22 protein-coding genes and 1 pseudogene are annotated in these 20,217 nt (G+C 67.2%); 13 read left to right on the plus strand and 10 right to left on the minus strand.

Going from position 1 to position 20,217, the window contains the following annotated elements:
- Positions 1–6: 6 nt before the first annotated feature.
- Complete coding sequence (locus AC1RRR_RS19930) at positions 7–1,188, minus strand: efflux RND transporter periplasmic adaptor subunit (RefSeq protein ID WP_492815620.1); 1,182 nt, start codon at positions 1,186–1,188, stop codon at positions 7–9.
- 386 nt (positions 1,189–1,574) lie between these two features.
- Between AC1RRR_RS19930 and AC1RRR_RS19935 the strand changes: the two genes are divergently transcribed.
- Positions 1,575–2,222, plus strand: a complete 648-nt coding sequence (locus AC1RRR_RS19935) for a TetR/AcrR family transcriptional regulator (RefSeq protein ID WP_492815621.1) — start codon at positions 1,575–1,577, stop codon at positions 2,220–2,222.
- Here the strand turns inward: AC1RRR_RS19935 and AC1RRR_RS19940 are convergent.
- Positions 2,219–2,965: a helix-turn-helix transcriptional regulator gene (locus AC1RRR_RS19940; protein ID WP_492815622.1), complete on the minus strand. Its 747-nt coding sequence runs from the start codon at positions 2,963–2,965 to the stop codon at positions 2,219–2,221. The genes AC1RRR_RS19935 and AC1RRR_RS19940 overlap by 4 nt on opposite strands.
- A gap of 91 nt (positions 2,966–3,056) precedes the next feature.
- Between AC1RRR_RS19940 and AC1RRR_RS19945 the strand changes: the two genes are divergently transcribed.
- Together AC1RRR_RS19945 and AC1RRR_RS19950 are read left to right on the plus strand one after the other, a co-directional pair.
- The gene (locus AC1RRR_RS19945) at positions 3,057–4,241 is read left to right on the plus strand and encodes an acyl-CoA dehydrogenase family protein (RefSeq protein ID WP_492815623.1); all 1,185 of its coding nucleotides are present in this window, start codon (positions 3,057–3,059) and stop codon (positions 4,239–4,241) included.
- Between the two features lie 107 nt (positions 4,242–4,348).
- On the plus strand, positions 4,349–6,778 hold the full coding sequence (locus AC1RRR_RS19950; RefSeq protein WP_492815624.1) for a TonB-dependent receptor: 2,430 nt from the start codon (positions 4,349–4,351) through the stop codon (positions 6,776–6,778).
- A gap of 59 nt (positions 6,779–6,837) precedes the next feature.
- Here the strand turns inward: AC1RRR_RS19950 and modB are convergent, their stop codons facing one another.
- A complete protein-coding gene (modB, locus tag AC1RRR_RS19955; protein ID WP_492815625.1) occupies positions 6,838–7,512 on the minus strand; it encodes a molybdate ABC transporter permease subunit in 675 nt (224 codons plus the stop codon).
- Positions 7,513–7,529: 17 nt separating this feature from the next.
- On the minus strand, positions 7,530–8,279 hold the full coding sequence (gene modA, locus AC1RRR_RS19960; protein WP_492815626.1) for a molybdate ABC transporter substrate-binding protein: 750 nt from the start codon (positions 8,277–8,279) through the stop codon (positions 7,530–7,532).
- 57 nt (positions 8,280–8,336) lie between these two features.
- On the opposite strand from modA, the gene AC1RRR_RS19965 reads away from it, so the two are divergent.
- A complete protein-coding gene (locus AC1RRR_RS19965) occupies positions 8,337–9,107 on the plus strand; it encodes a TOBE domain-containing protein (protein ID WP_492815627.1) in 771 nt (256 codons plus the stop codon).
- Positions 9,108–9,209: 102 nt separating this feature from the next.
- On the opposite strand, the gene AC1RRR_RS19970 is transcribed toward AC1RRR_RS19965, so the two are convergent.
- Complete coding sequence (locus AC1RRR_RS19970) at positions 9,210–9,659, minus strand: MarR family winged helix-turn-helix transcriptional regulator (protein ID WP_492815628.1); 450 nt, start codon at positions 9,657–9,659, stop codon at positions 9,210–9,212.
- A gap of 99 nt (positions 9,660–9,758) precedes the next feature.
- Between AC1RRR_RS19970 and AC1RRR_RS19975 the strand changes: the two genes are divergently transcribed.
- Positions 9,759–11,204 carry an FAD-dependent oxidoreductase gene (locus tag AC1RRR_RS19975; protein WP_492815629.1) on the plus strand — a complete coding sequence of 482 codons (1,446 nt, stop codon included), beginning with the start codon at positions 9,759–9,761 and terminating at the stop codon, positions 11,202–11,204.
- Here the strand turns inward: AC1RRR_RS19975 and AC1RRR_RS19980 are convergent.
- Positions 11,201–11,662, minus strand: coding sequence for a MarR family winged helix-turn-helix transcriptional regulator (locus tag AC1RRR_RS19980; protein ID WP_492815630.1), 462 nt, complete (start codon positions 11,660–11,662; stop codon positions 11,201–11,203). The two genes, AC1RRR_RS19975 and AC1RRR_RS19980, sit on opposite strands and share 4 nt — an antisense overlap.
- Before the next feature lie 65 nt (positions 11,663–11,727).
- Between AC1RRR_RS19980 and AC1RRR_RS19985 the strand changes: the two genes are divergently transcribed.
- Positions 11,728–12,459 (plus strand): DUF899 domain-containing protein, encoded by a 732-nt coding sequence (locus AC1RRR_RS19985; protein ID WP_492815631.1) that lies wholly within the window; start codon positions 11,728–11,730, stop codon positions 12,457–12,459.
- 56 nt (positions 12,460–12,515) lie between these two features.
- Positions 12,516–13,262, plus strand: coding sequence for a VOC family protein (locus AC1RRR_RS19990; protein WP_492815632.1), 747 nt, complete (start codon positions 12,516–12,518; stop codon positions 13,260–13,262).
- A gap of 27 nt (positions 13,263–13,289) precedes the next feature.
- On the opposite strand, the gene mtgA is transcribed toward AC1RRR_RS19990, so the two are convergent.
- A complete protein-coding gene (gene mtgA / locus AC1RRR_RS19995; RefSeq protein ID WP_492815633.1) occupies positions 13,290–13,967 on the minus strand; it encodes a monofunctional biosynthetic peptidoglycan transglycosylase in 678 nt (225 codons plus the stop codon).
- Positions 13,968–14,065: 98 nt separating this feature from the next.
- On the opposite strand from mtgA, the gene AC1RRR_RS20000 reads away from it, so the two are divergent.
- A complete protein-coding gene (locus tag AC1RRR_RS20000) occupies positions 14,066–14,728 on the plus strand; it encodes a nitroreductase (protein ID WP_492815634.1) in 663 nt (220 codons plus the stop codon).
- On the opposite strand, the gene AC1RRR_RS20005 is transcribed toward AC1RRR_RS20000, so the two are convergent.
- The gene (locus AC1RRR_RS20005; protein ID WP_492816572.1) at positions 14,725–15,744 is read right to left on the minus strand and encodes a WD40 repeat domain-containing protein; all 1,020 of its coding nucleotides are present in this window, start codon (positions 15,742–15,744) and stop codon (positions 14,725–14,727) included. The two genes, AC1RRR_RS20000 and AC1RRR_RS20005, sit on opposite strands and share 4 nt — an antisense overlap.
- A 262-nt stretch (positions 15,745–16,006) precedes the next feature.
- On the opposite strand from AC1RRR_RS20005, the gene AC1RRR_RS20010 reads away from it, so the two are divergent.
- Positions 16,007–16,453 carry a biopolymer transporter ExbD gene (locus AC1RRR_RS20010; protein ID WP_492815635.1) on the plus strand — a complete coding sequence of 149 codons (447 nt, stop codon included), beginning with the start codon at positions 16,007–16,009 and terminating at the stop codon, positions 16,451–16,453.
- 76 nt (positions 16,454–16,529) lie between these two features.
- Positions 16,530–16,634, plus strand: a pseudogene (locus AC1RRR_RS20015) (hypothetical protein); the annotation flags it as partial.
- 9 nt (positions 16,635–16,643) lie between these two features.
- On the opposite strand, the gene AC1RRR_RS20020 reads toward AC1RRR_RS20015, so the two are convergent.
- Together AC1RRR_RS20020 and AC1RRR_RS20025 are read right to left on the minus strand one after the other, a co-directional pair.
- Positions 16,644–17,747, minus strand: coding sequence for a CobW family GTP-binding protein (locus AC1RRR_RS20020; RefSeq protein WP_492815636.1), 1,104 nt, complete (start codon positions 17,745–17,747; stop codon positions 16,644–16,646).
- Positions 17,748–17,787: 40 nt separating this feature from the next.
- The gene (locus AC1RRR_RS20025) at positions 17,788–18,417 is read right to left on the minus strand and encodes a hypothetical protein (protein WP_492815637.1); all 630 of its coding nucleotides are present in this window, start codon (positions 18,415–18,417) and stop codon (positions 17,788–17,790) included.
- 203 nt (positions 18,418–18,620) lie between these two features.
- Here AC1RRR_RS20025 and rplU point away from each other — a divergent pair, with 203 nt between their 5' ends.
- The 3 genes from rplU (at position 18,621) to AC1RRR_RS20040 (ending at position 20,215) form a co-directional block, all read left to right on the plus strand.
- Positions 18,621–19,190 (plus strand): 50S ribosomal protein L21, encoded by a 570-nt coding sequence (gene rplU, locus AC1RRR_RS20030; RefSeq protein ID WP_492815638.1) that lies wholly within the window; start codon positions 18,621–18,623, stop codon positions 19,188–19,190.
- A 31-nt stretch (positions 19,191–19,221) separates the two neighbouring features.
- Positions 19,222–19,491, plus strand: a complete 270-nt coding sequence (gene rpmA / locus AC1RRR_RS20035) for a 50S ribosomal protein L27 (protein ID WP_099581738.1) — start codon at positions 19,222–19,224, stop codon at positions 19,489–19,491.
- A gap of 190 nt (positions 19,492–19,681) precedes the next feature.
- Complete coding sequence (locus AC1RRR_RS20040) at positions 19,682–20,215, plus strand: GNAT family N-acetyltransferase (RefSeq protein WP_492815639.1); 534 nt, start codon at positions 19,682–19,684, stop codon at positions 20,213–20,215.
- The last annotated feature ends 2 nt before the right edge of the window (positions 20,216–20,217 follow it).

Raw genomic sequence — 20,217 nt, forward strand, 5'->3', positions numbered from 1 at the left:
CTTCAGTTAGTTCTGGCCTGCGGACCGGGTCGGCTGGACGACCGGACGACCGCCGACCTCCAGCTGCGACAGGTCGGCCAGGTCGGTCTTGACCTTGACCGGGGCGACAGTGTCGCCCGGCTTGACCTTCTGCAGGCCGCCGACGACCACCCGGTCGCCCGGCTTCAGGCCGGTGCGGATGATGCGCAGGCCGCCGGCCAGCGGACCGATCTCGACCGTGCGGTACTCGGCCTTGTTGCTGCCGTTGACGACGACGACGTAGCGCTTTCCCAGGTCGGTCGCGATGGCGCGGTCGGGGGCCAGCGCCACCGTTTGCGTCTCGGCGCTGACCAGGCGGATGCGGGCGAACAGGCCGGGCGTGAAACGACCGTCGGCATTGGCGAAGATCGCCCGGCCGTTGATCGTGCCGCTCTTGGCGTCCAGGGCGTTGTCGATGAAGGACAGCTTGCCGACATGCGGGTAACCGTCCTCGGTCATCAGGCCCATATAGACCGGGCCGTTCTTGCCGCGTTCGGCCGAGGCGTACTTCAGGAAGGTCTGCTCGTCGGCGTTGAACTCGGCGTAGATCGGGGTGTCGGACACCACGGTCGTCAGCAGGCTCGTCTGGGTGACCAGGTTGCCGCGGGTGATGATGGTCTTGGAGACTCGGCCGTCGATCGGCGAGGTCACCCGGGTCCATTCCAGGTTCAGGCGGGCGGTCTGGTAGGCGGCTTGCGACGCCGCCAGATTGGCTTGAGCGGCCTTCTCTTCAGCCGAGAGGCGATCGAATTCGCTCTGGGCCAGGGCGTTCTGCTCGATCAGGCGACGGCCGCGTTCGCGGTTCACGACGGCCAGGTCCAGCTGGGCCTTGGCGCGGGCCACCTCGGCCTGGGCGCGGTTGGCTTCGGCCTGGTACGGGCGCGGGTCGATCTGGAAGAGCACCTGGCCCTTGGAGACGCGCGCGCCCTCGGCGAACTGGGCGCCGTCGATATAGCCCGAGACGCGCGGACGGATCTCGACGGTGTCGACCGGCTCGAGGCGGCCGGTGAAGTCGTCCCATTGGCGCAGGGACTTGAAGGCGACGTCGGCGACGGTGACCTGCACCGGCGGCGGGGCGGCGGCCTCCTGCTTGGCCTGGGCCGAGCAAGCGGCCAGCACGGCCACGGCGGCCAGGCCGGCGAAGGACGTGATGACGGGTTGAATACGCATGGGGAAAAGCCCTGTCGGACGGTGAAGCGGGGAGGTGGTGTCGGTGGTTCTTGTCATTCCCAGACGGGCCGCCGAGCGGCGCGTCGGGTGCTGTGGCCGAGGGTCCGAACCGTGGACCAGCCCTTGGCGGGCTCGGCCTGGGATTTGAAAAAGCTCAAGAAACCCTTGGCCTGCTTGGCCTTGGGAGCGTCGTCGTAAACGTTTGTTTGCGGTGGCATTGGCGCGCGCTCCTTTTTTGGGGTTTAAGAGAGGAAATGTCGCAGCGGCTGTTACTTGACCCGAGCGACCGGAAGGACGATTTAGGATGTGACGAGACCGTTCGGTATCATCTCCATGGCGGAGAGATACTGACCGGTAACTCCCACGTCAAGGAGAGCACTGCCAAAATGGCGACAAGAAATTCTGGGGACGCTGTCGGGGGCGACACGGAAACGGCCGAGGGGGTGACCCCTGGAGCGCCCGTATCCAAGCGCCCCGCGCGGGACCGGATCTTCGAGACCGCCCGTGAGCTGTTCTATCAGCACGGCATCCGCGCCGTCGGCGTCGAGACCATCGCGTCCGAGGCCGAAGCCACCAAGATGACGCTGTATCGAAACTTCCCGTCCAAGGACGAGCTGGTCGCCGAGGTCCTGCGCGAGCAGGAGCGCGAGTACTGGGCCTGGTGGGAAAGCGTGACGGCCTGCTGCTGCGCCGAACCCCGCGCCCAGCTGGAAGCGATCTTCGACGCCTTCGAGACCAAGGCCTGCAACGCCGATGTTCTGGGCTGTCCGCTGTCGAACGCCGCCATCGAGCTGCACGAGGAGACCCACCCGGCTCAGGTGGTCTCGGTCAACTACAAGAAAGAGCTGTACCGTCGAATCAACGCCCTGACCCGCGCCGCCGGCGCCAAGGACGACGACCTGGCCGACTCCCTGATGCTGCTGATGGAAGGCGCCTCGGGGGCCCGCGTGACGCTGGGCGCAGGCGGTCCGGTCAAGGCCGTGGCGCGCTCAGCCAAGGCGCTGATCAGGTTCCACCTGGACGGCTGTAACTAAGGCGCCGCTCCGATATAGCCCAGGCCCGCCGCACGGTGGATGGCCTGGGCTCTGCCGGCCACCCGTAGCTTCAGCGCCGCGTTCTGGACGTGGAAGCGTACGGTCGGGCCTGAGATTCCGATGATCTGGGCGATGTCGGCGTCGGTCTTGCCGGCCGCCGCCCACTTCAGGCACTGGACCTCGCGCTTGGTCAGCCGCACCGGCGGCGCGTCATCGTCCTGGCCGTCGCGATAGGCGCAGACCAGGCGCAGGGCCGCGCCGTGCAGGTCGTCGGCCCGCGACGCGTACAGCGCCGGCAGGTCGGCCACAGGCTCCGAAGCCGCCCAGACCACCGCCCCGATCACCCCGCCGGTCAGATAGGTCGGCGCGATGATCGCCGCTTCGATGCCGAAGGCCCGGGCCGCCTCGCGCACCTCGATCGCCTCCAGCCTCGGCAAGGGTCGCCAGCTGGAGAACCGGCCCTGGTGGTAGAAGAACGGCTCGGCCGAATAGCGGGCCGCCAGGATGAACGGGGCCCGCAGGGCGAAGGCCCGATCGCGCCAGTAGCGCACGGCGTTGTCCAGCCATTCGAAGGTCGTCTCGGCCAGCGGCTTGCCATCCTGGCCCAGCATCGGCTCGGGGCTGGAGATGTCGGCGCTGGCGGCGACGTAGGGCAGGCCGATCTCGCGGCCCAGGGCCGACACCCGCTCGGCAAGGACCGTGACCCGCGCCAGGCGCTCGCCGTCATCGACCTTGGTCAACATGGAGCCGCCTTCCCTATCGGTTCCGATAGCTTGCGCGCCGCCCCTGCCAATTCGCAAGTTTCCCCGACGATGCCGAGGGAAGGAAAATCGGGTGGATCTGGAGCTGTCGCCTGACGACCTGGCCTTTCGCGACGAGGTCCGCGCGTTCCTGGACGCCAACCTGGCGCCCGAACTCCGGGAAGCGGGCCGGCGCATGACCTCCGTCTTCTGCGACAAGGCCCACAGCCTGGCCTGGCAGAAGATCCTTCACGCCAAGGGCTGGGTCGCGCCCAGCTGGCCGGTCGAATACGGCGGTCCGGGGTGGAGCGAGATCCAGCGCCACGTGTTCCAGGCCGAGTGTGCTCGCGCCGGCGCGCCGAACCTGGCGCCGATGGGCCTTCGGATGGTCGCGCCGGCGATCATGGCGTTCGGCAGTCCCGAGCAGAAGGCCCGCTACCTGCCGCGCATCCTGTCGGGCGAGGACTACTGGTGCCAGGGCTATTCAGAACCGGGCTCGGGCTCGGATCTCGCGTCCTTGCAGATGCGCGCCGTGGCCGACGGCGACGACTACGTCCTGAACGGCTCGAAGATCTGGACCACCCACGCCCACTGGGCCAGCCACATGTTCTGCCTCGTCCGTACGTCGACCGAAGGCAAACCGCAGGCCGGCATCACCTTCCTGCTGATCGAGATGAGCCGGCCGGGCATCAAAGTCGACCCGATCGTCACCCTGGCCGGCGAGCACGAGGTCAACCAGGTATATTTCGACGACGTCCGCACGCCCCAGGCCGACCGCCTGGGCGCGGAGAACCAGGGCTGGACCGTCGCCAAGCACCTCTTGGAATTCGAACGCGGCGGCGGCTACGCGGCCGGGCTGCACGCCGGCCTCGAGCGGCTGCGGAACATGGCCGACGCCGAGGACATCCTTGATGATCCCCACTACCGCCGCCGCCTGGCCGAAGCCGAGATCGGGGCGCTAGCCATCGACATGACCGAGCGCCGGGTGCTCAGCGCCCTGGCCACCGGCGGCAAGCCCGGCCCCGCCTCGTCAATCCTGAAGCTCCAAGGCTCCGAGCAACTCCAGCGACTGGATGAGCTGGGCGTCGACGCGCTTGCGACCTACGTCGCTCCGCACCAGCCCAAGGCCCGCGAAGCCGGCTCGAACGAGACCCCCGTCGGCCCCGAGCACGGCCTGACGACCATGGCCCGCTATCTCAACAACCGCGCCGCCTCGATCTATGGCGGCTCCAACGAGATCCAGCGCGACATCATCGCCAAGCTGGTGCTCGGGTTGTAATCGCGCCTCACCTATCGATTCCGATAGCTTGTTACGCGAGTTGGCGAACCGCACGCTCCTTTCAAAGCCAGGCCCGATGCAGGCATGGCCAGAGGGAGGTAAGACGGATGCCAGGACCTACGCGCCTGACCATGAGCGTGTCGGCGCTCGCCCTGCTGATGGCGGTCCCCGCCATGGCCCAGACCACGCCGCCGAAACAGGAAGAAAGCCTGACGATCGACACCCTGGTGGTCACGGCCCAGCGTCGCGAGGAGACCGCCAACAGCGTCGGCATGCCGATCCAGGCGTTCAGCGGCGCGGCCCTGCAGCAGCTGCGGGTCACCGACCCCAAGGACCTGACCACCGTCGCCCCCAGCTTCACGGTCAGCCAGAGCTACCAGGGCGTGCCGACCTACACGCTGCGCGGCATCGGCTTTAACACCATCAACCTGTCGGCCACCTCGACCGTCGGCACCTACTGGGACGAGGTCGCCTACGCCTATCCGTTCATGAACACCGGCCCGGTCTTCGACCTGGAGCGCGTCGAGGTGCTGAAGGGCCCGCAGGGCACCCTCTACGGCCGCAACACCACCGCCGGCCTGATCGACTTCGTCACCGCCAAGCCGACTGACCAGTTCGAGGGCTCGCTGACCGCCGAGGCCGGCAACTACAAGACCTACAACCTCGAAGGCTATGTCAGCGGCGGCCTGGGCGACCGCGTCCAGGGCCGGGCCGCGTTCCGCTCCGAGCGCAGCGACAAGGGCTGGCAGATCAGCAACAGCCGCGGCGAGCGCCTGGGCAAGGTGCGCCGCGACGGCTGGCGCCTGTCCCTGGCCATGCAGCCCACCGACAAGGTCGAGGTCGAGGCCAGCTACTCCGGCTGGCGCAACAAGTCCGACACCGTCGCGGCCCAAGGCATCGGCTTCACCCCCGCCACCGCCGCCAGCCCGTTCAACGCGCCGGGCCTTGTCAGCTACATCGCCGCCAACAAGCCGACCAAGGCCAGCCAGGCCGACTGGGCCCCGCTGGCCGTGCGCGGCGCCGACATCGGCGTCGGCCTGGGCATCAAGGATCCGCTGCGCGAGAACGACCAGTTCCATGCCGGCAAGCTGAAGGTCTCGTGGGACGTCGCCGACAAGGCCCGCCTCGTATCGCTGACCAGCTTCAACCGCCTGGAGCGCAAGGCCGTCTTCGACTGGAGCGGCGCGCCCTACGAGGTGCTGATCCAGAAGGCCCACGGCGACATCAAGTCGTTCGCCGAGGAGCTGCACCTGGAGGGCGTCACCGACAAGGGCTCGTGGTTGGTCGGCGGCTATATCGCCCGCGACAAGATCTATGACAGCAACCGCACCCTGCTGGGCCAGAACGCCAATGTCGGCACGATCCGCTATGTCGGCTCGACCCTGCTGGCCACGCCGTTCAACAGCTTCGGCTACACCGCCCTGCAGATGAGCCAGGCGTTCCGCACCTATGAGGACGTCGGCAATATCGAGACCAAGACCTGGAGCCTGTTCGCCAACGCCGACCACCGCCTGGCGGATAATCTGAAGCTGACCCTGGGCATCCGCTACAGCCAGGACAAGCAGGACTATATCGGCTGCTCGCGCGACGTCGGCGGCTCGATGCTGGTGAACGTCAATGTCGTGAACCGCGCGCTGTTCGCCGCCGCCTACGGCCTGGTGGCGCCGATCACCCAAGGCGGCTGCAACACCTTCGACCCGGCGACCAAGAGCTTCGGCTTCGTGAAGTCCAAGCTGGACGAGGACAACATCGCCTGGCGCGCGGCGCTGGACTGGCAGGCGGCCGAGGACGTGCTGGTCTACGGCTCGATCTCGCGTGGGGCCAAGGCCGGGGCGACCCCAATCAACGCCGCCAACATCTCGACCCAGAACGCCCCGGCGACGCAGGAACTGCTGACCGCCTACGAGGTGGGGGTGAAGGCCGGGCTGCTGGACCGCCGGGTGCAGGCCAACCTGTCGGCCTTCTATTACGATTACACCGACAAGCAGCTGTCGGTGTACTTCGCCGACCCGATCTATACGGCCCTGTCGCGCCTGGCCAACGTGCCCAATGGCGAAGCCTATGGCTTCGACGGCGACATCACCTGGCGCGCCAGCCGGGCCCTGACCCTGATCGCCTCGGCGACCCTGCTGCACACCGAGGTGAAGGGCTACACCGGCATCAACGCCGCCGGTCAGTCTCAGAGCTTCGACGGCCGGCCGTTCCTGTACAGCCCCAAGTTCCAGGGCGGTCTGACGGCGCTGTTCAAGCAGCCGGTCGGCGACGGCCTGGAGCTGAACGCGGCCCTGAACGGCCGCTGGCAGGACAAGTCCTACGCCGATCTGGAGGGCAATCCGCTGTTCGTGATCGACAGCTACGGCATGCTGAACGCCAGCCTCGGCATCGGCGCGCCGGACAAGGGCTGGGACCTGTCGATCTGGGGCCGCAACATCACCAACGAATATTATTGGAGCGCCGTCAGCAGCAACGCCAACGTGGTGGTCCGCTTCCCCGGCAAGCCCACGACCTATGGTGCGTCGCTCACCTGGAAGTTCTGAGCACCTTCCTAATCTCGGTTACCTCGAGCGCGGCGTTCCCCAACGTCGCGCTCGCTCTTTTAGGTCCGGGTGCGCAGCAGGATCTTCGAGCGGGCCTCCAGACCCAGCAGGGTGAACAGCACCACGAAGGCGAAGGCCAGCAGCAGCAGCGACAGGCGGTGCGCCTCGCCCCACTCCAGCCCCTCGACCAGGCGGTAGATCTCGGTCGACAGCACCGTGGTCTCGCCCGGGATATTGCCGCCCAGCATCATGACCACGCCGAACTCGCCGACCGTATGGGCGAAGACCAGGATTGCGGCGGCGACATAGCCGGGGATGGCCAGCGGCAGGGCCACACGCCAGAAGCGCTGCCACGGCGAGGCGCCCAGGCAGGCGGCGGCCTCCAGCGGCTCATCGCCAATGGCCAGAAAGGCGTTGCGCAACGGCTGCACGGCGAACGGCAGGGAATAGATCAACGAGCCGATGACGAGGCCCTCGAAGGTGAAGGCCAGGGTCCGGATGCCGAACGGCTGGAAGAGCACCATCAGTGGGCTCTTCGGCCCCAGGGCGATCAGCAGGTAGAAGCCCAGCACCGTCGGCGGCAGCACGATCGGCAGGGCGACCAGGGCGGTCACCGGCGTGCGTAGGGCCGAGCGCCCGCGCGCCAGCCACCAGGACAGCGGCGTGGCGACGAGCAGCAGCAGGATCGTGGTGATCCCCGCCAGCTTGCCCGTCAGCCACAGGACCTCCGTCATGCCCTGATCCATTTGGCCTAGCGGACCTCGTAGCCGTAGCGCTTGATGATCGCCTTGGCGTCGCCGCTCTTCAGGAACGCCACGAAGGCCTTGGCGGCCTCGCTGTTGGCGCCCGTCTTCAGCAGCACGGCCTGCTGCTCGATCGGGGTGTGGTTGGCCGCCGGCACGACCCAGCGCGAGCCGCCCTGCTCGGTGATCACCTGCGACAGGGCTACGAAGCCCAGCTCGGCCGCGCCGGTCTGGACGTACTGGAAGGCCTGGGTGATCGACGAGCCCTGCACGATCTTGGGCTTCAGCGTGTCGTACAGCTTCAGCTTGGTCAAGGTCTCGATCGCCGCCTGGCCATAGGGCGCGGCCTTGGGATCGGCGATCGACAGCTTCTCGAACTTGCCGGTGGTGAGCACCTTGCCCTTCCCGTCAACGAGACCCGGCGTCTTGCTATAGAGCACCAGTCGGCCGGTGGCGTAGGTGAAGCGCGAACCGGGAACCGCCAGGCCCTCGGCCTCGGCCTTCTGCGGGCGCTCGACGTCGGCCGACAGGAAGACCTCGAACGGCGCGCCGTTGGCGATCTGGGTGTAGAATTGGCCCGAGGAGCCGAAGCTCAAGGTCGCGTCATGGCCGGTCTTGGCCTTGAACTTCGCCGCGATCTCCTTGGCCGCTTCCGTGAAGTTGGCGGCCACGGCCACCTTGGTCTCGCCGGCGAAGGCAGTCCCGCCCAGCGTCAGGGACAGAAGCGCGGCGATCAGCATCGGACGGCGGGCGATCATCTGGTAATCCTATTGGGGCGCTGCGGTTATGTAGCTCCCATGCATAACGGTGAAACAGTGGCTCGCGAAGACGATTTCAGCGCCTCCCTGATCCTCAAGCGCGGCGGCTTGGCCCGCGTGGGGCTGGAGCGCATCGCCCTGTTGGAAGCCGTCGCGGCCCTGGGCTCGATCAGCGCCGCCGCTAAACAGGTCGATCTTTCGTACAAGGGCGCCTGGGACGGGGTGCAGGCCCTGAACAACCTGTTCGACGCGCCGCTGGTCAGCGCCGCGCCGGGCGGCAAGAGCGGCGGGATGGCCGAGGTCACCCCGCGCGGCCAAGCCGTGATCCGCGCCTTCCGCGCCGCCGAGCGCGAGGTCGGCGCGGCCTTCGCAAGGTTGGAGGCGGATCTCTCGGGCGACGCTGAACTGCTCTGGAGTCTGGGCCTGCGCACCAGCGCCCGCAACGCTCTGCGCGGTGTGGTCACGGCGGTCGAGGGCGATGGCGTCACGGCGGTCGTGACCCTGTCGCTGGGCGAAGACCTGTCGCTGCGTTCGTCGATCACGCGCCGCAGCGTCGAGGATCTGGACCTCGCGCCCGGCCGTCAGGCCATCGCCCTGATCAAGTCCAGCTTCGTACGGATCGGCGAAGGCGACGGCGACAACCGTCTGGCCGGCGAGATCGTCGATCGCGAAGCCGGCGAGGCATCGGCCGAGGTGACGATCGCTCTGGCGGCGGGAAAGACTCTGACCGCGACCTTGAAACCGGACGATGCTGCCTGGGCGCTGCCCGTCGGCGCGAAGGTCGAGGCGCGCATCGCCGCGTCGGACGTGATCCTGGCCGTCGACTGAGGGCCCGAAACCTCGTCCTTCGACAAGCTCAGGATGAGGTTTCTAATGCGACGCTCAAAATAGTCCTCATCCTGAGCCTGTCGAAGGACGAGGGCGGGCCCACTAGGCCTTCAACGCCTCGTTCGCGCCGTCGACGAACTTGCGCAGCAGCCGCGCCAGGTCCTTGAGCTCCTGGTCGCTCCAACTGGCCATCATCGGACCGACCAGCCGCTGGCGCGCGGCGTCAAGCCGCTCGACCAACTCGGCGCCCTTCTCCGTCACCACCGCTTCGCGCACTCGCTTGTCGGCCGCGCCGGGGCGGCGCTCGACCAGGCCCAGGCTCTCCAGCTTGGCGACCTGACGACTGACGACCGAGTGGTCGCGGCCGGCCAGATCGGCCAGCTCGACCACGCCGATCGGTCCCTTCTTCCCGATCCGCCCCAGCAAGGGGAACAGCGCCCGGTCCAGCGACACGCCGGCCTCGCGCAGCAGCATGTCGTCGGCCTGGGGGCGATTGAGGAAGCCGGCGAGGTCCATCATCGCCGCGTGAATGTCGCGAAGTTCGGATTTCATCCGTGCATTTTGCACATTCTTTCTTGACGTCGTCCAGCCTCAGATTTATGTGCCTTTTGCACACAAAATGTGTGCACAACGCACACAAAGGAAATCCGGATGACCCAAGCTTTCACGCCCCAAGAGACGACCGGCGTACTGATCGCCGGCGCCGGTCCGGCCGGCCTGACCCTGGCCATCGACCTGGCCCGCCGGGGCGTCGCCTTCCGCCTGATCGACAAGGCGCCGCATCCGTTCCAAGGCTCACGCGGCAAGGGCCTCCAGCCTCGCAGCCTGGAGGTGTTCGAGGACCTGGGCGTCCTGGCGCCGATGCTGGCGACGGGCGGCCCCTATCCGCCGGTGCGCAACTACGCCCCCGACGGCGGCTTCGAGGAGACGGCCATCGGCGAGGGCGCGACGCCCACCCCGGCCGAGCCCTACGCCGCGCCGCTGATGCTGCCGCAGTTCCTGACCGAGACCATCCTGCGCCAGCGCCTGGCCGACCTTGGCCATACGCCGGAGTACGGCGCCGAGCTGACCGGCATCGACCAGGACGCCGAGGGCGTCACCGCGACCCTGGCCGACGGCCGGACTATCCGCGCCCGCTGGTTGGTCGGGGCCGATGGCGGCCGCAGCTTCGTGCGCCACGCCCTGGACATCGGCCTCCCTGGCAAGACCATGCCGGGCCTGGCCATGGTCGCCGACACACGGCTGACCGGCCTGACGCGCGAGGCCTGGCACGTTTTCGGGACGCGCGAGACGGCCCAGGTGTCGTTCTGCCCGCTGGCCGGAACCGACCTCTTCCAGATCCAGGGCCATGCTCCGGCGCAAGGCGAGGCGGGCCTGACCGTCGAAGGCCTCAACGCCTTGATCCGTGAACGGACGGGTCACGACGACATCGTCGTCCACGAGGTGTTCTGGGCCTCGGTCTATGGCCTCAACGCCCGCCTCGCCGACCGTTATCGGGTCGGCCGCGTGCTGCTGGCCGGCGATGCGGCCCACATCCATCCGCCAACCGGCGGCCAGGGCCTGAACACCAGCATCCAGGACGCCTACAATCTGGGTTGGAAGCTCTCCGCCGTATTGGCCGGCGCGCCCGAAAGCCTGATCGATACCTACGAAGCCGAGCGTCGCCCGATCGCCGCCGGGGTGCTGGGCCTGTCCACGGAGCTCCTGGCCAAGGCCATGACCAAGCAAGGCATGAAGCGCGGCCGCGAGGCCCGGCAGCTGGATCTCGGCTACGAGGGCTCGACCCTGTCGCTGGACCTGGGCGTCGAGGCCAAGGTCGCGCCGGGCGACCGCGCGCCGGATGCGCCGTGCGGCGATCAGCGGGTGTTCGAGGTTCTGGCCGGTCCGCACTGGACGGTGCTGGGCGAAAGCCCGATCGCCTCGCGCCCCGGCCTCGTCTTCGCGGATCTGACGGACACGGAGGGCTGGCTCGCTGACGCCTACGGCCTGCCGCCCGGCGGCTTCGTGCTGGTGCGTCCCGACGGTTACATCGCGACGGTCGGCCAGGCTGGCGACGAGGCCAAGGTCGAGGCCTATCTCAAGACCATCGGGCTCTAGGCCAGCTTCCTCAGGCCATCGCGCAGGACGCCACTGCCCCCGGCCAGCTCCTCGTCGAGCTGGCCGTGCTCGCGCGTCCAGATCGGCACGGCCTGGGCCAGCACCGCCCGCCCGGCGCCGGTCAGGCTGAGCACGCGGCCACGGCGGTCCTTTGGATCCGGCTCGACGATCAGCAGCCCCCGCCGCAACAACGGCTTCAGCGCCGCCGTCAGGGTGGTGCGGTCCATGGCCAGCAGGCTCGCAACGCCGCCCATGCCCGCCGGCTCGGGCCGGTTCAGCGACATCAAGAGCGAGAACTGGCCATTGGTCAGGCCCACCGGCCGCAGGGCGTCGTCGAAGCGGCGGGCCAGGGCGCGGGCGGCGCGCTGCACGTGCAGGCACAGGCAGGTGTCGCGGACGTGGATCGTGGTCGCGTACGAGACGCTCGAGTCAGCGGGAATCACTGCCGGCTTTGACATGCGAAATTTATGTTGATATCAACGTTATTAGTCAAGCCAAAACCGTTCAGCTTACGGAGGACGCGATGCCGCACGCGGTCGTTTCTCAAGAAGAGTGGCTGCAAGCGCGCCGCGCCCTGCTGGCCAAGGAGAAGGCCCACACCCGCGCGCTGGACGCCCTGAACCGCGAGCGCCTAGCCCTGCCCTGGGTCAAGCTGACCAAGAACTATGTCTTCGACACCGACGCCGGTCAGAAGACCCTGGCCCAGCTGTTCGACGGCCGCAGCCAGTTGATGGTCTACCACTTCATGTTCGGGCCGGACTGGGAGGCGGGCTGTCCCGGCTGCTCGTTCCTGGCCGATCACCTGGACGGGACCCTGCCGCACCTCAACAATCACGACGTCACCCTGATCGCCGCCTCGCGCGCGCCGCTGGACAAGATCACGGCCTACAAGCACCGCATGGGCTGGCGCTTTCCGTGGGTGTCGGCGGCCGGCAGCGACTTCAACCACGACTTCCGCGTCTCGTTCACGCCGGACGAACTGGCCGGCGAGACGGTGAACTACGGCTATGTCGACATCCCCGTCGCCCAGGCCAATGACGAGCTGCCGGGCCTGTCGGCCTTCTATCGCGACGAGGCCGGCCAGGTGTTCCACACCTATTCGACCTATGCCCGCGGGGCCGAGGACCTGCTGGGCACGATGATGATCCTCGACCGCGCCCCGCTGGGCCGCAACGAGGAGGGCGACATGGACTTCATCCGTCGCCACGACGAGTACGAGAGCGCGCCGAAGTCCGGCTGCTGTAGCGCCGCATGATCCGATCCTGGAGCGCCTTCGTCGAAGCACTGCCCTCCCCATTGAGAGAAACCCCCATGGCCAACGACTTCTGCTGGTTTGAGCTGGTCACGACCGACACCAAGGCGGCCGGCGACTTCTATCAAAAGGTCATCGGCTGGACGTCCGAGATGTCGTCTGGGCCGGCCGGTCCGTACACGATCTTCAAGGCCCCGGGCGACATCCACGTCGGCGGCATGCTGGAGATGCAGGGCGTACCGCCCGGCTGGCTGGGCTATATCGCCGTCGATGACGTGGACGCCTTCGCCAAGAAGGTCGAGGCCGCCGGCGGCCAAGTCCACAAGGCCCCGCAGGACATCCCCGATGTCGGCCGCTTCGCGGTCGTCGCCGACCCGCAGGGCGCGATGTTCGTGCTGTTCAAGGGCGCGCCGACCACGCCGCCGCCGCGTCCCGAGCCGATGTCGCCCGGCTCGCTGGCCTGGGCCGAATTGCACGCGACCGACTGGGAAAAGGCCTTCGACGTCTATGCCGGCCTGTTCGGCTGGAAGAAGCACGACGCCGTCGACATGGGCGAGATGGGAACCTACCAGACCGTCGGCCTGGACCAGGCGTTCGCCGGCTTGTTCAACAATCCCGACCTGCCGAACGGTCCCTACTGGCTCTATTACTTCGGCGTCGATGGCGTGGACTCGGCGATCGAGCGGGTGAAAGCCAACGGCGGCGAAATCCTGATGGGCCCGATGGAGGTCCCCGGCGGCGCTTTCGTGGTCAACGCCAAGGACCCGCAGGGCGGCTACTTCGCCTTCCTAGGCATGCGCGGCTAACGCCGACGCGGGCCTGGGCATGCGCGGCTAGCCCACGCACTCGGCCAGGCCCGTGCGGCGCACCGCGCCCGAGGCCTTGCCGATCTTCTGGGTGCGCCGCGCCACGTACTTGCCGGGCTTGATCACCTTCCACTTCAGCGGACTGGGCAGGATGGCCGCCAGGCGCGAGGCCTGGGCCTGGGTCAGCTGGTCGGCGTCAACGCCGAAATAGCGCTGGGCGGCGGCCTGGGCGCCATAGATGCCCGAGCCGAACTCGATGGAGTTCAGATAGACCTCCATGATCCGCTCCTTGCCCCACAGCACCTCGATCAGCACCGTGAACCAAGCCTCCAGGCCCTTGCGGATGTAGCTGCGGCCCGGCCACAGGAAGACGTTCTTGGCCGTCTGCTGGCTGATGGTTGAGCCGCCGCGGATCTTCTTGCCGGCCTCGTTATTGGCATAGGCCTTCTGCAGGGCGTTGAAGTCGAAGCCGTGGTGCTCGCAGAAGCGCGAATCCTCGGCCGCGATCAGGGCGCGCGGCAGGGCCGGGGCGACCTTGTCGATCCCGCGCCAGCGATGGTCCAGGCCCCGCCCCTCGACCGCCCGGATCACCATCAGCGGCGTCACCGGCGGCGGGACGAAACGATAGAGAATCACCGTCACCACCGGTCCGGCCACCAGCACGATGAACAGAGCCAGCGCGATATTTCGCAGAAGCCGCCGCACGAAACGCCCCTTGAGAGTCCTACTTGTCTTTACCCGACGGACGGATGCTAACCGTCGCTGTCACGATAGATAGATACACGGGTTTAAGGGAGCCTTCGATGGACGTGATCGACGCCGTCAACCGCCGCATGTCGGTGCGCGCCTTCAAGCCCGATCCGGTCGACGGCGCGCTGGTCCGCGAGCTCCTGGAAGCCGCCGCCCGCGCCCCGTCCGGCGGCAATCTTCAGCCTTGGCGGGTGCAAGCCATCTCGGGCGAGCCGCTGGCAAAGCTGAAGGCCACCATGCTGGCCCGCGTCGCCGCGCCCGACCCCACCGAATACGACGTCTATCCAGCCAACCTGTGGGAGCCGCTGCGCAGCCGCCGCTTCCAGGTCGGCGAGGACATGTACGGCGCGCTGGGCATCCCGCGCGAGGACAAGCTGCAGCGCCTGCAGTGGTTCTCGACCAACGGCCAGGGTTTCGGCGCGCCGGTGCAGCTGTTCTTCTCGATCGATCGCCGCTGCGGCCCGCCGCAATGGAGCGACGTCGGCATGCTGATGCAGACCTTCATGCTGCTGGCGATCGAGCGCGGCCTGGACACCTGCCCGCAGGAGTTCTGGTCGCACTACAACAAGATCGTCGACGACCATGTCGGCCTGCCCGAGGGCCACATGCTGTTCTCCGGCATGGCCCTGGGCTATCGCGACGAGGCCGCGCCGGTGAACAACTTCCGCTCCCAGCGGGCCCCGTTCGAGGAATGGGCCGAGCTGAAGGGCTTTTAGCCCGCGAACTCGCGCGGGCCGCTGATGTCCGGGATGGCGATGACGCCGGCTTCGCCGTCTTCGTCGCCCCAGGCCAGCCACTTGCCGTCGGCGCTGGTCGACAGGGCGCTGATGGAGGCGCCCTTCTCGGCCTTCACCGTCTCGATGCGGCCGTTGCGCATGTGGGCGGCCCAGATCTTGCCGTTGTCCTGGGCGGCGAAGCACACCGGATGCTGGTCGATGCCCGCCACCCGGACGACCATCGAATCACGCGAGAAACCGATCTCGGCGGCTTCCTTGCCCATCGGGCCATTGGCGCCGGCGAACGGCCAGATGACCGCGCCCGAGGCGCCGGCCGTGGTCAAGAGGTTGCCCTTATCGAAGAAGGCCACGCTCTTGATCTTGGACGGATAGCCGCCCATCCGCATGTCCTTGCCGTCCGACAGACGCCAGCCGTGCAGCTGGTTTTCCTGCATCGACGAGATCAGGAACTTGCCGTCCGGGCTGAAGGTCGTGGCGATGTGGCTGCCGGCCCACTTCAAGAGAGTCGGCTTCTGGTCGGCGATGCGGGCGTACCAGAGATAGGCGCCGCCATAGGAAGCGGAGGCCAGGCGGCGGCCCTTGGGCTCGAAGGCCAGGCCCGACACCGTCTTCTCGTGGGTGAAGGTGCGCGTGAAGGCCGGGTCGGCGGCGTCGCGGACATGGACCTCCTTGCCGGCCGTGAAGGCGATCAGGCCAGAGGCGGCGCTGGTCGCCACGTGCTCGATCCAGCGGTTCTTCACCTCGGCGATCAGCGAGGCGACGACCTCACCGCCCTCGATTCGGCTCCAGACGACCTTGCCGTCGTCGCCGCCGGTGACGACGCCATTGCCGCTGGGGTGCACAGCGGCGGCCAGAACGGCCCCGCCGTGAGCCTCGACCGTGACGAATCCGTCCTCGGTCTGGAGGCGGACTGTGCCGTCGCCCAGGGCGAACATGGCCCGGCCGGAGCGGTCGAACAGGGCGTCGGTGACGAAGGCGTCGAAAGAAAAGATCATGCGCGCGAGATAAGACACGCAGGCCCCGACGACCAGACTCTTTCAGAAAGCCCGCCTTGCCGGTGCGTTTCGCGCCGCACGCGAAGCCAAACCCTGCAAGGCGCCTGTTCGAACGGCGTTCGACAAAAAAGACTCGAAAAGGGGTTGCCATTGCGGCGCGTCGTCGGGCTTTACTTCCGCGCCCGTCTGCGCCAGACGTGGCTAGGTAACGACATTTCAGGCGCGCCCCGAGCGGCGCGACCTTCTGGGAGACAGTCAGGCTATGGCGGCTAAACTTGCTGGCGGCGGCGGTGGCCGTTATTCGCTGGGCCAGAATTCCGAAATCAACGTCACGCCCTTCGTGGACATCCTGCTGGTGCTGCTGATCATCTTCATGGTCGCCGTGCCGATGGCCGTGACTTCGATCAAGATCGACCTGCCGCCGGCAGTTCCGAACCTGACGAACGAGAAGCCGAAGGAACCGGTCTTCATCTCGATCCAAAAGTCGGGCGCGATCTTCATCGCCGACAAGCAGACCAGCCTCGACGGCCTGGAAGCCGATCTGAACGCCAAGTTCGCCGCGACCGGCCAAGCCGGCCCGAAGGACGATCAGCGCGTCATGATCCGCGCCGACGCCGACGTGCTGTACGCCGACTTCATGGGCGTGCTGAACCAACTGCAGACCGCGGGCTGGTTCAAGGTCGGCCTGATCAACGAAGACCTGCACTAAGCAGCTTCGGCGACAGCCAAAAACACGAAAGCCCCGGAACGCAAGTTCCGGGGCTTTTTCGTATGTCCGGATCCTCCCCCCGTGGGGGAGGCGGCCGAAGGCCGGAGGGGGAACAGCGGGCGATCCGGCCTCTTCCCCCTCCGTCGACTTCGTCGACACCTCCCCCGCTAGGGGGAGGATCTTCCTTTCCCTAAGCCGCCGTCGCCTCGAAGCCGGCTTTCAACTCGGCTTCGTCCAGGTCACGGCCGATGAAGACCATGCGGCTGTAGCGCTTGTCCTTGTCGGTCCATTCGCGCTGGAAGTCGCCTTCCAGGATCATGTGCACGGCCTGGAAGACGAGACGCTTGTTCTCGCCCTTCACGTCGATGATGCCCTTGGCGCGCAGGATGTCCGGGCCGCGCTTGGCCAGCAGCTCGTTGAGCCAGGCGGTGATCTTTTGGCCGTCGACCGGCTTGTCCAGGGTCAGGGAGATGCCCTTCACGCCGTCGTCGTGGATCGCGCTGGCGTGGCCATGATCATGATCGTGGTGATGGTGGTCATGACCGCAGTGTTCGTCATGCACATGGTCGTGGTCATGATGATGGTGGCCGTGATCGTGGCCGCAGTGCTCGTCGTGCACATGGCCGGCCTCGCCGTGGGCCGGGTTCAGGAACGACGGCTCCAGCTCGGTGATCCGCTCCAGGTCGAAGCTGTGCTTGCCCAGGATGGCGTCCAGCGGAACGTTGGAGCGCTGGGCGCGGTGGATCGGGGCCAGCGGGTTGATGCGGCGGATGCGCGACTCGACGTGGCGCAGGTCGTCTTCCGAGACGAGATCCGTCTTGTTCAGCACGATCTGGTCGGCGAAGGCGATCTGCTCGACCGCTTCCTTGCTGTCGGAGAGGCGCAGCATGATGTGCTTGGCGTCGACCACGGCGGTGACCGAATCCAGCGCCGTGCGGGCCTTCACGTCATCGTCGACGAAGAAGGTCTGAGCCACCGGGCCGGGGTCAGCCAGACCCGTCGTCTCGACGATGATGGCGTCGAAGCCGCCCTTGCGCTTCATCAGGCCTTGCAGGACGCGGATCAGGTCGCCGCGCACCGTGCAGCAGACGCAGCCGTTGTTCATCTCGAACACTTCCTCGTCCGCGCCGACCACCAGGTCATTGTCGATGCCGACCTCGCCGAACTCGTTGACGATCACGGCGTACTTCTTGCCGTGCTCCTCGGTGAGGATGCGGTTGAGCAGCGTGGTCTTGCCGGCGCCGAGATAGCCGGTCAGCACGGTGACGGGGATTTTCGAGGAGGCTTGGGTCATGGCCGCTATTTAGGAGGCCGTGACGCAGAGTGAAAGCCGCTTACGTCTTGAAGAATGCCACCGCCAGGCCGACCACGACCAGGGCCCCGCCCAGGATGGTCTCCTCGTACCGCTCGACCCACTGCAGGCCCAGGCGCTTGAAGCCGGCCAGCGACAGGCTGGTGAAGATCAGCATGCCGGCCGAGGTGGCGGCCATCAGCACCGCGCTCAGCACCAGGAAGGCCTGCCAGCCGTGCTGCATGCCGGCCAGATAGTAGGGCAGGAAGGCCTCGCAGGGCGACAGCGTCAGCAGGGTGACCAGGGCGATGATCGCCGCGCGGTCCGAGCCGTAGGTCCGCCGGCTGGCTTCCGGCAGCGCGTGGTTGTGGCGCCCTCGCGCTATATAGAAGAGACCCACGGCGACCATCAGGCCGCCGACCACCCAGTGGAACAGGCCGCCCAGCTTGGGCTCCAGCGCCAGGCCCGCGACGACCAGGGCCAGGCCCAGGGCGATGGTCAGGCCCACATGGCCCAGACCCGCCAGCAGCGTGACGCCCAGGGTGCGGCCCGTGGACCATTTCTGGGCGCGACCAACCAGCACGAACGGCAGCCAGTGCGTCGGCAGGGCCGCATGCAGGAAGGCCACCGCGAAGCCGGTGACGGCGATGGAAGTGAAGAAGGTCGAGTTCACGTCACGGCATATAGCGCGTTATAAAGTAACAACCCAGGGGGTTCCGACGATCTTGTCGTGTTTCCTTCGCAACGGCCGGTGAATCCTCGGGGACGGCGTTGACTCTCCGCCCTGCGGCTGTATAAGTCGCGCCCTCTTCGCCCGCCGGGTTTCCGAGCGGGCGATCCCTATTTTGCGAACGCACGTTTTTAAGGCGCTAACCTATGTACGCGGTGATCAAAACCGGCGGCAAGCAGTACCGGGTTCAAGCCGGCGACCTGCTGGTTGTCGAAAAGCTCGAAGGTGAACCCGGCGCTGCCGTGGCCTTCGGTGAAGTCCTGATGCTTGGCGAAGGCGAGGCCGTGACGGTCGGCGCCCCTACCGTGGACGGCGCTGTCGTCTCCGGGACCCTGCTCGAAACCCGCAAGGGTGAGAAGGTGAAGATCTTCAAGAAGATCCGTCGCCAGGGCTATCGCCGCACCCGCGGTCACCGCCAATTCGAATCCGTCGTGCGCGTCACGTCGGTCGTCGGCGCTGGCCTGGAAGCCAAGTGGGAAGGCGCTATCGACCTGACCCCGAAGGTCATCCTGAACGCTCGCGCTCGTGGCCTCGGCGACGCCGCCGTTCCGGCGACGATCCCGACCGCTTCGGAAGCTGCTCCGGCCGCTCCGAAGAAGGCCGCCAAGGCTCCGAAGGCTGCTGACGTCGCCGCCGAGCCGGCCGCCGAAGCCGCCCCGAAGAAGAAGGCCGCCCCTAAGAAGGCCGCCGCCACCACGGAGGAAGGCGAAGCCTAAGGGCGACGCCTTCTAAAGGTAGGAGAGCAAGATGGCTCACAAGAAATCAGGCGGCTCGTCCAGCAACGGTCGCGACTCAGAGTCGAAGCGCCTTGGCGTGAAGAAGTTCGGCGGCGAGAAGGTTCTCGCCGGCAACATCCTCGTGCGTCAACGCGGTACGAAGTTCTATCCGGGCGCCAACGTCGGCATCGGCAAGGACCACACCCTCTTTGCCCTCGTGCAAGGCGCTGTGGGCTTCGTGACCAAGAAGCATGACCGCACGTACGTGACGGTGACTCCGGCCGCTCAACCGGCCGAGTAAGCACGAACCAGAGTTCATTCGGGTCGTGCTTCTTACTCAGAAGACGATCCGGACAGACGATCTCTAGCGGGGAGTCCGGAACGCCGGGCTCCCCGCTTTTGTTTTGTCTCGCCGCCTTCTGAAACAAACTTTGCCATGGCGGCGTCACGGTTCCCGAGCAAGAGGAGCCGAAGAACTCTGGGAGGCGCCGATGTGCGTCATCGAAGAAAGACCCGTCATCGACACCCAGCGGTTGACGCTGCGCGTGCCGGCCAAGCCCGACGTCGAACGCGTGGCGGCTTTCTGCCTCGATCGTGACGTCGCGCGCATGACCACGCGCATGCCCTCGCCCTATACCCGCGATCACGCCGAGGATTTCGTGGCCCGTTGCGGCACGCAGGATCGCTCGCGCGACAACACCTTCGCCATCGCGCTGGAGGGCGAAGGCCTGATCGGGGTGATCGGGCTGTTCACGACCGCCGAGGGCCAGGTCGAGCTGGGCTACTGGATCGGCCGGCCCTACTGGGGCCAAGGCTATGCCACCGAGGCGACCCGGGGCGCCCTGAGCTGGGCCCGCGAACGCTGGAAAAAGCGCTACGTCACCGCCGGCCACTTCGCCGACAACGACGCCTCGGGCCGGGTGCTGGTCAAGGCCGGCTTCCTGTATACCGGCGTCGTCGAGCACAAGCCGTCGATCGCTCGCGGCGAACCGGCGGCGACGCGGATGATGGTGTGGTTGGCCTGAAC

The organism is Caulobacter sp. GW821-FHT12D05, from assembly GCF_058807295.1.

Bases quoted from the DNA above. Each gene is read 5' to 3' on its own strand.
- AC1RRR_RS19930 (WP_492815620.1), bottom strand. From the start codon at position 1,188: ATGCGTATTCAACCCGTCATCACGTCCTTCGCCGGCCTGGCCGCCGTG.
- AC1RRR_RS19935 (WP_492815621.1), top strand. From the start codon at position 1,575: ATGGCGACAAGAAATTCTGGGGACGCTGTCGGGGGCGACACGGAAACG.
- AC1RRR_RS19940 (WP_492815622.1), bottom strand. From the start codon at position 2,965: ATGTTGACCAAGGTCGATGACGGCGAGCGCCTGGCGCGGGTCACGGTC.
- AC1RRR_RS19950 (WP_492815624.1), top strand. From the start codon at position 4,349: ATGCCAGGACCTACGCGCCTGACCATGAGCGTGTCGGCGCTCGCCCTG.
- modB (WP_492815625.1), bottom strand. From the start codon at position 7,512: ATGACGGAGGTCCTGTGGCTGACGGGCAAGCTGGCGGGGATCACCACG.
- modA (WP_492815626.1), bottom strand. From the start codon at position 8,279: ATGATCGCCCGCCGTCCGATGCTGATCGCCGCGCTTCTGTCCCTGACG.
- AC1RRR_RS19970 (WP_492815628.1), bottom strand. From the start codon at position 9,659: ATGAAATCCGAACTTCGCGACATTCACGCGGCGATGATGGACCTCGCC.
- AC1RRR_RS19975 (WP_492815629.1), top strand. From the start codon at position 9,759: ATGACCCAAGCTTTCACGCCCCAAGAGACGACCGGCGTACTGATCGCC.
- AC1RRR_RS19980 (WP_492815630.1), bottom strand. From the start codon at position 11,662: ATGTCAAAGCCGGCAGTGATTCCCGCTGACTCGAGCGTCTCGTACGCG.
- AC1RRR_RS19985 (WP_492815631.1), top strand. From the start codon at position 11,728: ATGCCGCACGCGGTCGTTTCTCAAGAAGAGTGGCTGCAAGCGCGCCGC.
- AC1RRR_RS19990 (WP_492815632.1), top strand. From the start codon at position 12,516: ATGGCCAACGACTTCTGCTGGTTTGAGCTGGTCACGACCGACACCAAG.
- AC1RRR_RS20000 (WP_492815634.1), top strand. From the start codon at position 14,066: ATGGACGTGATCGACGCCGTCAACCGCCGCATGTCGGTGCGCGCCTTC.
- AC1RRR_RS20005 (WP_492816572.1), bottom strand. From the start codon at position 15,744: ATGATCTTTTCTTTCGACGCCTTCGTCACCGACGCCCTGTTCGACCGC.
- AC1RRR_RS20010 (WP_492815635.1), top strand. From the start codon at position 16,007: ATGGCGGCTAAACTTGCTGGCGGCGGCGGTGGCCGTTATTCGCTGGGC.
- AC1RRR_RS20020 (WP_492815636.1), bottom strand. From the start codon at position 17,747: ATGACCCAAGCCTCCTCGAAAATCCCCGTCACCGTGCTGACCGGCTAT.
- rplU (WP_492815638.1), top strand. From the start codon at position 18,621: ATGTACGCGGTGATCAAAACCGGCGGCAAGCAGTACCGGGTTCAAGCC.
- rpmA (WP_099581738.1), top strand. From the start codon at position 19,222: ATGGCTCACAAGAAATCAGGCGGCTCGTCCAGCAACGGTCGCGACTCA.
- AC1RRR_RS20040 (WP_492815639.1), top strand. From the start codon at position 19,682: ATGTGCGTCATCGAAGAAAGACCCGTCATCGACACCCAGCGGTTGACG.